11 protein-coding genes are annotated in these 12,062 nt (G+C 64.6%); 8 read left to right on the top strand and 3 right to left on the bottom strand.

All coding sequences use genetic code 11. The features are described from left to right. Positions 1-97 precede the first annotated feature (97 nt). Genes AC1TXO_RS22930 through AC1TXO_RS22915 form a run of 4 tightly spaced genes read left to right on the top strand, consistent with a single transcriptional unit; the run spans position 98 to position 3,705 of the window. Positions 98-982: a heme/hemin ABC transporter substrate-binding protein gene (locus AC1TXO_RS22930; protein ID WP_486403847.1), complete on the top strand. Its 885-nt coding sequence runs from the start codon at positions 98-100 to the stop codon at positions 980-982. Positions 983-1,032: 50 nt separating this feature from the next. After that, a complete protein-coding gene (locus tag AC1TXO_RS22925; protein WP_486406892.1) occupies positions 1,033-2,016 on the top strand; it encodes a FecCD family ABC transporter permease in 984 nt (327 codons plus the stop codon). Then, entirely contained in the window at positions 2,016-2,783 is a 768-nt protein-coding gene (locus AC1TXO_RS22920) for a heme ABC transporter ATP-binding protein (protein WP_486403846.1), read from the top strand. Before AC1TXO_RS22925 ends, AC1TXO_RS22920 begins: the two co-directional genes overlap by 1 nt. Positions 2,784-2,805: 22 nt before the next feature. Beyond that, entirely contained in the window at positions 2,806-3,705 is a 900-nt protein-coding gene (locus AC1TXO_RS22915) for a ChaN family lipoprotein (protein WP_486403845.1), read from the top strand. A 204-nt stretch (positions 3,706-3,909) separates the two neighbouring features. Here AC1TXO_RS22915 and AC1TXO_RS22910 read toward each other — a convergent pair whose 3' ends face one another. The 3 genes from AC1TXO_RS22910 to AC1TXO_RS22900 form a co-directional block, all read right to left on the bottom strand. Continuing rightward, positions 3,910-4,188 (bottom strand): TfoX/Sxy family protein, encoded by a 279-nt coding sequence (locus AC1TXO_RS22910; RefSeq protein ID WP_486403844.1) that lies wholly within the window; start codon positions 4,186-4,188, stop codon positions 3,910-3,912. Positions 4,189-4,349: 161 nt separating this feature from the next. Then, the gene (locus tag AC1TXO_RS22905; protein ID WP_486403843.1) at positions 4,350-4,697 is read right to left on the bottom strand and encodes a pentapeptide repeat-containing protein; all 348 of its coding nucleotides are present in this window, start codon (positions 4,695-4,697) and stop codon (positions 4,350-4,352) included. Between the two features lie 98 nt (positions 4,698-4,795). After that, positions 4,796-6,358 (bottom strand): bifunctional aminoglycoside phosphotransferase/ATP-binding protein, encoded by a 1,563-nt coding sequence (locus AC1TXO_RS22900; protein WP_486403842.1) that lies wholly within the window; start codon positions 6,356-6,358, stop codon positions 4,796-4,798. A gap of 114 nt (positions 6,359-6,472) precedes the next feature. On the opposite strand from AC1TXO_RS22900, the gene mrcB reads away from it, so the two are divergent. The 4 genes from mrcB to AC1TXO_RS22880 all read left to right on the top strand — a co-directional run bounded on the left by mrcB (position 6,473) and on the right by AC1TXO_RS22880 (position 12,062). After that, entirely contained in the window at positions 6,473-8,794 is a 2,322-nt protein-coding gene (gene mrcB / locus AC1TXO_RS22895) for a penicillin-binding protein 1B (protein ID WP_486403841.1), read from the top strand. A gap of 26 nt (positions 8,795-8,820) precedes the next feature. Continuing rightward, a complete protein-coding gene (locus AC1TXO_RS22890; RefSeq protein ID WP_486403840.1) occupies positions 8,821-9,600 on the top strand; it encodes a tetratricopeptide repeat protein in 780 nt (259 codons plus the stop codon). Continuing rightward, positions 9,600-9,929 carry a YqcC family protein gene (locus AC1TXO_RS22885; protein ID WP_486403839.1) on the top strand — a complete coding sequence of 110 codons (330 nt, stop codon included), beginning with the start codon at positions 9,600-9,602 and terminating at the stop codon, positions 9,927-9,929. Before AC1TXO_RS22890 ends, AC1TXO_RS22885 begins: the two co-directional genes overlap by 1 nt. 408 nt (positions 9,930-10,337) lie before the next feature. After that, the gene (locus AC1TXO_RS22880) at positions 10,338-12,062 is read left to right on the top strand and encodes an acetolactate synthase 3 large subunit (protein WP_486403838.1); all 1,725 of its coding nucleotides are present in this window, start codon (positions 10,338-10,340) and stop codon (positions 12,060-12,062) included.

The raw sequence follows: 12,062 nt of genomic DNA, 5'->3' as shown, positions 1-12,062 counted from the left end.
TTATCAAATTGCCCGCATTCACTGCGCCAAGCCGTTCATGGTGCGCAGTTCTGCCAGGTGCTACAAGGTGTCTGGCCGCCTTCTGCAAAGGAATCCGATGATGCGCCGTCCTGCTGCCCTGATCGCCTTGTGCGCCGGTCTTGCCCTTTCCACCCAGGCATTGGCCGCCGATCTGCCGCAGCGCTGGGTCAGCGCCGGCGGCGCGCTGAGCGAGTGGATCAGCGCGCTGGGCGGTGAAGCGCGGCTGGTCGGTGTCGATACCACCAGCCAGCACCCGCAGTCGCTCAAGGCGCTGCCCAGCATCGGCTACCAGCGCCAGTTGTCGGCCGAGGGCATCCTCAGCCTGCGCCCGGACGTGCTGGTCGGCACCGAGGAGATGGGGCCGCCTCCGGTGCTGGCGCAGGTGCGCGGTGCCGGGGTGCGCGTCGAATTGTTCTCCAGCGAAGCCAGCCTGGCGGCGGTGGACCGGAACCTGAAACAGCTGGGCGAGCTGCTCGGTGCGCAGCAGAAGGCCAGCGAGCTGACCACCGGCTACCACCAGCAGCTCGATGCGCTGCAGGCGAAGATCAAGCAGGCACAGGCCGGGCAGAAGGCTCCGGGGGTACTGCTGCTGGTCGGTCATGCCGGGGCCAAGCCGTTGATCGCCGGGCAGGGCACCTCAGGCGACTGGCTGCTGCGTGAGGCTGGGGCACGCAACCTGGCTGACCATCAGGGCTACAAGAACTTCTCCGTCGAGGCCCTGGCGGCGCTGGACCCGGACGTGGTGGTGTTCTCCGATCGTGCGCTGGACGGCGAGCAGGCGTTGCAGGCGCTGCTCAAGGAAAACCCGGCCCTGGCTGCCTCGCGGGCGGTGCGCGACAAGCGCCTGGTGTCGCTCGACCCGACCTTGCTGGTCGGTGGCCTCGGCCCGCGCCTGCCCGCCACCCTGCATGAGCTGGCTGCGGCCTTCTACCCTGCGGCCAAGGCCAGCCTCGCCCAATGAAGCAGCGGGTTCAGCCGCGCACGCTGTTCATCTGCCTGACCTGCCTGTGCCTGCTGGCGGTGTGGCTGTCGCTGGCGCTGGGGCCGGTGAGCCTGCCGTTGGCCGATATCCTGCGTGCCGGCTTGCGTTTGCTGGGCCTGCCCGTCGATGGCGCCGGGCTGGAGCAGGCTGAATTGATTCTCGGGCAGATCCGTCTGCCGCGCACACTTCTAGGGCTGGCGGTGGGTGCGGTACTGGCGCTGTCCGGCGTGGCCATGCAAGGGTTGTTTCGCAACCCTTTGGCCGATCCCGGGCTGGTCGGGGTTGCCAGTGGTGCCGCGCTGGGCGCTGCGGTGGCGATTGTCGGCGGTGCCTGGCTGGGCGGTCTGCCGGACGCGTTCGCGCCCTACCTGCTGTCGTTTTGTGCCTTCATCGGCGGGCTCGGGGTCACCGCGCTGGTCTATCGCCTCGGTCGGCGCGACGGCCAGACCGACGTGGCGACCATGCTGCTGGCCGGTATCGCCATGACCGCCCTGGGTGGCTCGGCGGTGGGGTTGTTCACCTACCTGGCCGACGACGCCACCTTGCGCACCCTGACGTTCTGGAACCTGGGCAGCCTCAACGGCGCCAGCTACCAGCGCCTGTGGCCGTTGTTGCTGGTGGCCCTGGGCGTGACGCTGTGGCTGCCGCGTCGGGCGCAGGCGCTCAATGCCCTGCTGCTGGGCGAGTCGGAGGCACGCCACCTGGGGGTCGATGTCGAGGGGCTCAAACGCGAACTGGTGTTCTGCACCGCCCTGGGTGTTGGCGCGGCGGTGGCGGCCGCAGGCCTGATCGGCTTCATCGGCCTGGTGGTGCCGCACCTGGTGCGGCTGGTCGCCGGCCCCGATCATCGGGTGCTGTTGCCGGCATCGTTGCTGGCGGGGGGCGCATTGCTGCTGTTCGCCGACCTGGTTGCGCGCCTGACCCTGGCACCGGCCGAGCTGCCGATCGGCATCGTGACCGCCTTCATCGGTGCGCCGTTCTTCCTGTTCCTGCTGGTCAGAAGGGGGCGCTGATGCTCGAAGTCCAGGATCTGTCGCTCAAGCGTGGCAGCACTGAAGTGCTGCACGGCATCGACCTGCATCTCAGGCCCGGGCAGGTGCTCGGGGTGCTTGGCCCGAACGGGGCTGGCAAGAGCAGCCTGCTGGCGGCGCTGTGTGGCGAGCTGGCGCCCAGCCAGGGGCGCGTCATGCTGCAGGGCAGGGCGCTGGCGCACTGGTCGGGCCAGGAGCGCGCGCGGCACCTGGCGGTACTGCCGCAGGTATCGAGCCTGGGGTTTGCCTTCAGCGTCGAAGAGGTGGTGGGCATGGGCCGCCTGCCCCATGGCAGCGGGCAGCAGCGCGACGGTGAAATCGTCGAGGCTGCGTTGCGCGCGGCGGATGCCTGGCATCTTGTAGCGCGCAGCTATCTGGCATTGTCCGGAGGCGAGCGTCAGCGCGTGCACCTGGCGCGAGTGCTGGCGCAGTTGTGGCCGGGCGAGGAGGGCGCCACCTTGTTGCTCGACGAGCCGACCTCGGCGCTCGACCCGTTGCACCAGCACACCACCCTGCAAGCGGTGCGCAGTTTCGCTGATCGCGGTGCGGCCGTGCTGGTGATCCTGCATGACCTGAACCTGGCCGCACGCTACTGTGATCATGTGCTGTTGCTCGAGCAGGGCCGCAGTCACGCCCTCGGCACCCCGGCCGAAGTACTGACGCCGCAGGCGCTGAAGACAGTGTTCGGTATCGATGTGCTGGTACAGGCCCACCCGGAGCGTGGGCATCCGTTGATCATCATCCGCTAGGTTCTGATTCTGGGAGCATGTCATGCGCAATACCCTGCTGTTTGGCCTGGCGCTGGGTGTGTGGGTGGCAGTGAGCGGCTGTCAGACCCACCGGCCGGCCTTGCCGGCGCTGCCGGCCTGGCAGAGCAGCCAGGGCTTGGACGATGCAACGCTGGGCCAGGTGGTGGAACTGGCCAGCGGCCGTGTGCTGACGCCCGAGGCGCTGATCGACACCTTGCAGGATGTGCCGCGGGTGCTGGTCGGTGAAAAGCACGACAACCCCGATCACCATGCCCTTGAACGCTGGCTGCTGCAGGCGCTGCAGACTCGGCGGGCGCAAGGCAGCGTATTGCTGGAAATGCTCCAGCCCGCACAGCAGCCTTTGGTCGAGGCGCTAAAGGGCCAGCCCCGCTTGCCGCCCGACCTGGCTGCCGCACTCGATTGGCAGCAGGGCTGGGACTGGCGGCTGTATGAGCCGGTGGTGCGCGAGGCGCTGCAAGGCCCAGGCGTTCTGCTGGCCGCCGACCTGAGCCCCGAGGCCATGCGCGAAGCCTATCGTCGACAGCCGCCGTTGAGCGGAACACGTTCGAATGCACCGACGGTAAAGGCTGCCCTGCTCGAGCAGGTACGCGAGGGCCATTGCGGGCTGCTGCCGGAAAGCCAGTTGCCGGCGATGCTGGTGATCCAGCAGCAACGCGACCGGCACATGGCCGAACGCCTGCTGGCGGCGCCGCAACCTGCGCTGTTGGTGGCGGGGGCCTACCATGTGCGCAACGATCTCGGCGTGCCGTTGCACCTGGCCGATCTGCAGGCGAAGGGCCAGACCCGGGTGCTGTTGCTGGCCGAAGCGGGTCAGAAGGTGGAGGCGGAGATGGCAGACTATGTGTGGTACACCGCAGCACTTCCTGAGCAGGACTACTGCGCCCAGTTGCGCGGCCGTTAGGTTCAAGGCCGTTCCTGAAGTGGCATGCAGTTTGTGCAAGGCAAAAAAAGACCCGGCAAATTGCCGGGTCAATAACCGTGATTAGCCTGATGAGGAGATAATCTGAGAGTCCGAACCAGGGGCTTTCAGTTTATCCAACCAGTCTCGCGACCAGTTGTGATAATCATAACGATTCTCATTTCGGAGTCAATAGACTTTCTTCACTTATTCCGGTTTTTTTTGCGCCGGGGTCTTGGCATCCAGTTGCTGGTTGAGCGCCTGCTTGCGTTCGGCCGGCAGGTCGTTCCAGTGCATGTCCAGCAATGCCCCCTCGATGGCGTACAACAACACCTTCGAAGCGCGAAACCCCCGTGTCTTCACCGCCTGGTAGGCGCCGACCGCGCCCAGCCGACGCAGGTCAGAGGCACTGTGGATACCGGCGGCATGCAACCACTGCGCGGAGGTCTTGCCCAGATTCTTCAGGTGCTGCAACTCATCGTTCATCGAGCCTCCTTTCGATGGCCGAACGGGTTTCAAATAAATCGCGAGCGGGTTTGAGAGGAGTGTAGCGGGGCTTGGCGAATACGCGGCCTTTTGCCATGTGGTGGCGACGGGATGCTGTGTCCCAAGGTTTCAGGCGCGAGGGAAGAAGGCGGGGGTTGCCTTCACCCCTGAGGACGGTAACGCATGCGCGTGCCGAATTTCAGCGACATGAGGATCTCGTCGGCACTGAGATCACCGGGGAAGTAAGTGCCGGAGATCTGCGCATGGGAAATGCTGGCGCCTTCCATGCCGGTTTCGCGCAGGTCCAGGCCACGCAGGTCGGCGGCGTGGAAATAGGCGTCGGTGAAGTCGATGCCGCGTACGTCGAGGTTGCGCAGGTCAAGGCCGCGGAAGTCGCCACCGCGGAAATCGATGGGGCCGTCGAGTGGCTTTTCGCGGTTGAAGGTGGCGATCTGCTCATCGCGCACCAAGGTGTACAGGGCGTTGTCCAGTTGCCGGGGCTGGTTCATGGCGGCGCCTCCTCAGGGTTGTGATGATATTGTAATGCCATCACTGAGGCGGCGCCGAAGATCCGGCGTGAACTGTGGACTGCTTCACGCCTTGTGGGTCAGAGCCCCGGCAGACGCTGGCGAATCTGCTCGATGAGCTGGTCCATGCTGGCGCTTTCATGGGTGTCGACGCGCTTGCCGTGGGCCGCCTCTTCCTCATCCAGTGGGTCGCGGCTGGCCTGTTGGGCCTTGACCACTTCCAGGGTGGCATCGGAGGGGTCGACGTTTTCGCTCTGGCGTTGCTCCAGCCAACTGATGATGACGGCCTCGGGCGCCTGGCAGTCGAGGATCAGGAACGGCACGCCGGTTCGGTTGGCAATCTCGGACGCCGCCTTGCGCTGTTCGCGCTTGAGGTAGGTGGCGTCGAGCACGACCGGGAAACCGGCCTGCAGGATGGTCGCCGCCAGCTCGTTCAGGCGCTGGTAGGTGGCCGCGCTTGCATCCTGGTCATAGATGCCTGCCTGCAATTGCCCGGAACTCTGCGACGGCTGCTCGCCGAACAGGCGCTTGCGCTCGACATCCGAGCGCACGCGGATCGCGCCCAGCGATTCGACCAGGCGCATTGCCACATGGCTCTTGCCCACGGCAGACACGCCGTGGGTGATGGCCAGCAGGCGCGAAGGGATGGCGCTGTAGCTCTCGGCCAGGTTGGCGTAGTTGCGGTAGGTGCGCAGGGTGGTGGCGCGCTGTACGCCGTCGGCATCGGGCGACAGGCTGAACAGCGCGACCTTGGCGCGTACCAGGGCGCGGTAGGCCTTGTAGAAGTTCAGCAGTTCCAGGCCTTGGTAGTCGCCGGTCAGCTCCAGGTACTGGCTGATGAAACGGCGGGCCAGGCACTTCAGGCCGCGGTCTTCCAGGTCCATGGCCAGGAAGGCGGTGTCGGCATACACGTCGGTCAGGCGGAACGGCTCGTTGAATTCGATGCAGTCGAAAATCACCACCTTGCCGTCGATCAGGGTGGCGTTGCCCAGGTGGATGTCGCCGTGGCACTCGCGGATGAAACCGTTGGCCTTGCGCGCTTCGAGCAGGCCGTGCAGGCGCTCGAAGCTGCTGCGGGCCCAGGCTTGCAGGGCGTCGAGTTGTTGCAGGTCGGCCTTGTCGGTGAGGAACGGGCGGATCTGCTCGAAATTCTGCTCCACCGGTGCCATTACCGCATCCGGCGTGCCCAGCGGGTGGTCGACCGCTACCTTGGGCGCCTGCAGGTGGAACTCGGCGATCTGCCGGGCCATCTGGTCGATGTGCCCGGCGTTCAGTTCACCGTTGGCCTGCAGGGTGCTGAGCATCTGGTCCTGGGGGAACTGGCGCATCTTCAGGGCGTATTCGATCGGCGTACCGTCGCCGCCGAGCTGTGGCGCTTCGGCGCTGCCGGTGATCGGCAGCACTCCCAGGTACAGGCCTTCGGTCAGGCGCTGGTTCAGGCGCAATTCTTCGTTACAGAAATGCTGGCGCTGATCCAGTCCGGTGAAGTCGAGGAAACCGAAGTTCATCGGCTTCTTTATCTTGTAGGCGTATTCGCCGGTAAGCAGTACCCAGGAGATGTGCGTCTCGATGAGCTGGAAGCCTTCTACGGCGTGAGGGTAGAGGGCGGGGTTCTGCAGCGCGCTGATCAGGGCTTGGCTCACGGAGATCCTTCCGGGGTCAGGGAATTCGAAGGCGACATTATGGTCAATGGAGCCGTCCCTGCCTACCGCCAGAGGGCGTCCCCAGCCTTTGCAAAGTGCGTATAATCCGCCGCCATGACTCGTACCCGAAATTCCCGAACCCCCAAGAAACGTCCGCCCAGCCGCTCCCGCGCCTGGCTGGGCTGGGCGCTCAAGCTCAGCCTGGTCGGTCTGGTGGTGATCGCAGGCTTTGCGGTCTATCTCGATGCCGTCGTCCAGGAGAAGTTCTCCGGCAAGCGGTGGACCATCCCGGCCAAGGTCTATGCGCGGCCGCTGGAGCTGTTCACCGGCCAGAAACTGAGCAAGGACGATTTCCTCACCGAACTCGATGCCCTCGGCTATCGCCGTGAGACCGCGGCCAACGGCCCCGGCGAGGCGTCGGTCAATGGCGGTACCGTCGACCTCAACACCCGCGGCTTCCAGTTCTACGAGGGCATGGAGCCTGCGCAGTTCGTGCGTGTGCGCTTCTCCGGCGACTACGTTGCCGGGCTGTCGGGCGCCAACGGCGGCAAGCTCGATGTGGTACGTCTGGAGCCGCTGATGATCGGCGGCATCTATCCGAAGAATCTCGAGGATCGCATCCTGATCAATATCGATCAGGTGCCGCCGTACCTGCTGGAAACCCTGATCGCCACCGAAGACCGCGATTTCTACAGCCACTTCGGCGTTTCGCCCAAGTCGATCGCGCGCGCGGTGTGGGTCAACACCTCGTCCGGCGCCATGCGCCAGGGCGGCAGTACCCTGACCCAGCAGTTGGTGAAGAACTTCTTCCTGACCAACGAGCGCAGCCTCAGCCGCAAGCTGACCGAAGCGATGATGGCTGTGCTGCTGGAAATGCACTACGACAAGCGCGAAATCCTCGAGGCCTACCTCAACGAGGTATTCGTCGGCCAGGATGGCCAGCGCGCCGTGCACGGCTTTGGCCTGGCCAGCCAGTTCTTCTTCAGCCAGCCGCTGTCGGAGCTGAAGCTGCACCAGATCGCCTTGCTGGTGGGTATGGTCAAGGGGCCGTCCTACTACAACCCGCGCCGTTACCCCGAGCGTGCCCTGCAGCGCCGCAACCTGGTGCTCGACCTGCTCGCCGAGCAGGGTGTGGCCAGCCAGGAAGTGGTCGACGCGGCGAAGAAGATGCCCCTGGGCGTGACCAAGCGCGGCAGTCTGGCCGACAGTTCCTTCCCGGCCTTCCTCGACCTGGTCAAGCGCCAGCTGCGCCAGGACTACCGCGACGAAGACTTGACCGAAGAAGGCCTGCGGATCTTCACCAGTTTCGATCCGATCCTGCAGATGAAGGCCGAAACCGCAATGAGCGAGACCTTCAAGCGCCTCGCCGGTCGCAAGGGCGCGGACGAGGTCGAGTCGGCGATGGTCGTCACCAATCCGGAAACCGGTGAAGTGCAGGCGCTGATCGGCAGCCGTCAGTCGGGCTTCGCCGGTTTCAACCGTGCCATCGATGCGGTGCGCCCGATCGGCTCGCTGGTCAAGCCGGCGGTGTACCTGACCGCGCTGGAGAAACCGAGCCAGTACACCCTGACCAGCTGGGTCCAGGACGAGCCGTTCTCGGTCAAGGGCGCCGACGGCCAGGTCTGGCGTCCGCAGAACTACGATCGCCGCCCGCATGGCACCATCTACCTGTACCAGGGCCTGGCCAACTCCTACAACCTGTCCACCGCCAAGCTCGGCCTGGAAGTCGGCGTGCCCAACGTGATCAAGACCATCGGTCGGCTCGGCGTGCAGGTCGACTGGCCGGCGTTCCCGTCGATGCTGTTGGGGGCGGGCGGCATGTCGCCGATGCAGGTCGCGACCATGTACCAGACTATCGCCAACGGCGGCTTCAACACGCCGATGCGCGGCATTCGCAGCGTGCTGACCGCCGAGGGCGAGCCGCTCAAGCGCTATCCGTTCCAGATCCAGCAGACCTTCGACCCGGGTGCCATCTACCTGGTGCAGAACGCCATGCAGCGGGTGATGCGCGAGGGCACCGGCCGTTCGGTGTACAACGTGCTGCCGAACAACCTGACCCTGGCGGGCAAGACCGGTACCAGCAACGATTCGCGCGACAGCTGGTTCTCGGGCTTCAGCCAGGATCTGCTGGCGGTGGTCTGGCTGGGCCGCGACGACAACGGCAAGACGCCGTTCACCGGCGCTACCGGTGCGTTGCAGGTGTGGACCAGCTTCATGCGCAAGGCCGATCCGCTGCCGCTGGACATGCCGCAGCCGGACAACGTGGTCAAGGCCTGGATAGATCCACACAGCGGCCAGGGCTCCGACGGCAGCTGTCCGGGAGCGGTGCAGATGCCGTATATTCGCGGGAGCGAACCGCCGGCGGGCACGACCTGCGGCGGCGAGCAGAATCCGGCCGAGTCGGTCATGGACTGGGTCAAGGGCTGGATGAATTGAGCGGCCTGTATTGAAGAGGGTGTGAAGTGAACAAGTGGTGGTTTCCTGCCTTGACCGCGCTGGCCGTGTTGCACGGCTGCGCCAGCGTCCCGCGTGGCGCCATTCCGGTGGTCGATTCGAGTACCCGGGTCTCGAACAGCGAGCGCGTCTCGGCCAACCGTGGCGCGCCGGTCTCGTCCGGCGGCAGCGGTACGTCCCAGGCCCAGTCCCTGCCTGAAGACTCCGGTGTCACCGTGATGATTCCCCAGGGAGCGGGGGCATCGCCGATCCAGACCTTCCCGGCGCAGACCGGCTCGGCGCCGCTGAGCACCGGCCCGATCACCCCCGGTCCGGTCAGCAGCGGCCCGATCACCACCAACCCCAACCCGGCGGGTGACGAACCGTTCGACATCGCTTCGATGAACAGCGCCCCGACGGCTGCCAGCCGCGCGCCGACCGGCATTCCGCGCAACAGCGGCGGCGGGCTTTCGGCCGACGAGCAACTGGACGGGCCGGTGCTGGCCTTGCTCACCACAGCCCAGCAGCAGCAGGGCAGCGGTGACTTCAACGGCGCCGCCTCGAGCCTGGAGCGTGCCCAGCGTATCGCCCCGCGTGAGCCGCAGGTGCTGTTCCGCCTGGCTCAGGTGCGCCTGTCGCAGGGCGATGCCGCGCAGTCCGAGCAGCTGGCGCGTCGTGCATTGACGTATGCCAACGGACGCCCCGACCTGCAAGCCGAACTGTGGAACATCATCGCCCAGGCTCGCGAAAAACAGGGTGACAGTGCCGGTGCCGCCCTAGCACGGCAGAAGGCGCGGACCGCTTCGTGATGGAACAGCGCATCCTCGATATCGCCGACCACCTGCTGCTGATCGAGCGCGAGCTTCAGGTCCGCGGCTGGTGGGACCAGGCCGCTCCGGCCGCCGAAGCGCTGGCCAGTACAGTGCCATTCGCGGTCGATACGCTGTCGTTCGAGCAGTGGCTGCAGTGGATTTTCCTGCCGAGAATGAAAGTGATTCTCGAACACGGGCATCCCCTGCCCAATGCCTCGGGAATTCTGGTGATGGCTGAAACGGTATTCACCGATCGTCCGGAAGAAAGCCGCGAACTGCGGCGCCTGCTGGCAGCATTCGATCAATTGATCGCGCCTTCCGCCTGATTTCTTCTCTTTTTCCTTCAAGGGCCGCAGATTGTGGCCCTTTTTTATGGAAATCTTTGCTTTCCTGCTGCTGGCATCCTTTTTCGTGGTGGCAGGAATTCATCTCGGGGAAAAATTGGCAATAATTTTTCTTGACTTGAGCGCGGCGAATCAGAAGAATCCAGTTTCCGCTGTAGGGGGACTGCCAGAAGCAGACCCGCTAGGCAGATCATGAGGCGCACACCCGCGCCGACTCGCTACACCCCGCAACGCGTTACCTCGCGCTGGGTGGGAAAGCCCCGCAACACTCAGGGGTGCTCCCAATACTTGCTCAGTCAGTGCTGACGTTCGCTCATGCTCTGCTTGGCAGTAAACCTATTAAGACCCGCCCGGATGGGGCGGTATTCTGGCGTTTTAGAGGTGAACAACGTGGAGCTTTTATCTGGCGCTGAGATGGTCGTCCGCTTCTTGCGTGACGAAGGCGTTAAGCACATCTACGGGTACCCTGGTGGTGCTCTCCTTCATGTTTACGATGCCCTGTTCAAGGAACCGGAAGTCCAGCACATCCTGGTTCGTCACGAGCAGGCTGCCACCCACATGGCAGACGGTTATGCCCGTGCCACCGGCAAGGCCGGTGTGGTCCTGGTGACCTCCGGTCCCGGTGCGACCAACGCCATTACCGGTATCGCCACCGCCTACATGGATTCCATCCCGATGGTCATCCTGTCTGGCCAGGTGCCCAGCACCATGGTCGGCACCGATGCCTTCCAGGAAACCGACATGATCGGGATCTCCCGGCCGATCGTGAAGCACAGCTTCATGATCAAGAACCCGACCGAGATCCCGGAAGTTCTGAAAAAAGCGTTCTACCTGGCGCAATCCGGTCGTCCAGGTCCGGTCGTGGTCGACATTCCAAAAGACATGACCAACCCGGCCGAGAAGTTCGAATACGTCTACCCGAAAAAGGTCAAGCTGCGCTCCTACAGCCCTGCGGTCCGTGGTCACTCCGGCCAGATCCGCAAGGCCGCCGAGATGCTCCTGGCCGCCAAGCGTCCGATCGTCTACTCCGGCGGTGGCGTGATTCTCGGTGGCGGCTCCGAAGCCCTGACCGAAATCGCCAAGTCCCTGAACCTGCCGGTCACCAACACCCTGATGGGGTTGGGCGGCTTCCCGGGTACCGACCGCCAGTTCCTCGGCATGCTCGGCATGCACGGCAGCTACACCGCCAACCTGGCGATGCACAATGCCGACGTGATCCTTGCGGTCGGCGCGCGCTTCGACGACCGCGTGGTCAACGGCCCGGCCAAGTTCTGCCCGAACGCCAAGATCATCCACATCGACATCGACCCTGCGTCGATCTCGAAGATGATCAAGGCCGACGTGCCCATCGTGGGGCCGGTCGAGAGCGTGCTCAGCGAGATGCTGACCATCCTCAAGGAAATCGGCGAGAAGCCTGAAAAGGCAGCGCTCGATGCCTGGTGGAAGCAGATCGACGAATGGCGCGGTGATCGTGGCCTGTTCCCTTACGACAAGGGCGACGGCAGCGTGATCAAGCCACAGCATGTGATCGAGACCCTGTGCGAAGTGACCAATGGCGATGCCTTCGTTACCTCGGACGTGGGCCAGCACCAGATGTTCGCGGCGCAGTACTACCGCTTCAACAAACCCAATCGCTGGATCAACTCCGGCGGCCTGGGCACCATGGGCTTCGGTTTCCCTGCAGCCATGGGCGTCAAGCTCAACTTCCCGGACCAGGACGTGGCCTGTGTCACTGGCGAAGGCAGCATCCAGATGAACATCCAGGAGCTGTCCACCTGCATGCAGTACGGCCTGCCGGTGAAGATCGTCAACCTGAACAACGGGGTGCTGGGCATGGTTCGCCAATGGCAGGACATGTCCTACAACGGTCGTCACTCGCACTCCTACGTCGAGTCGCTGCCTGACTTCATCAAGCTGGCCGAGGCCTATGGCCATGTGGGCATCCGCATCACCAGCCTCAAAGACCTCAAGCCGAAACTGGAAGAGGCCTTTGCGATGAAGGACCGCCTGGTGTTCATCGACATCGCGGTCGACCGGACCGAGCACGTCTACCCGATGCAGATCAAGGACGGCTCGATGCGTGACATGTGGCTGAGCAAGACGGAGCGTACCTGA

Source organism: Pseudomonas sp. FA117 (assembly GCF_057370475.1).
The sequence above is the reverse complement of the archived record's forward strand: the minus strand, read 5'-3'. Positions and strand labels throughout refer to the sequence as shown.

Bases quoted from the DNA above. Each gene is read 5' to 3' on its own strand.
- AC1TXO_RS22930 (WP_486403847.1), top strand. From the start codon at position 98: ATGATGCGCCGTCCTGCTGCCCTGATCGCCTTGTGCGCCGGTCTTGCC.
- AC1TXO_RS22920 (WP_486403846.1), top strand. From the start codon at position 2,016: ATGCTCGAAGTCCAGGATCTGTCGCTCAAGCGTGGCAGCACTGAAGTG.
- AC1TXO_RS22915 (WP_486403845.1), top strand. From the start codon at position 2,806: ATGCGCAATACCCTGCTGTTTGGCCTGGCGCTGGGTGTGTGGGTGGCA.
- AC1TXO_RS22910 (WP_486403844.1), bottom strand. From the start codon at position 4,188: ATGAACGATGAGTTGCAGCACCTGAAGAATCTGGGCAAGACCTCCGCG.
- AC1TXO_RS22905 (WP_486403843.1), bottom strand. From the start codon at position 4,697: ATGAACCAGCCCCGGCAACTGGACAACGCCCTGTACACCTTGGTGCGC.
- mrcB (WP_486403841.1), top strand. From the start codon at position 6,473: ATGACTCGTACCCGAAATTCCCGAACCCCCAAGAAACGTCCGCCCAGC.
- AC1TXO_RS22885 (WP_486403839.1), top strand. From the start codon at position 9,600: ATGGAACAGCGCATCCTCGATATCGCCGACCACCTGCTGCTGATCGAG.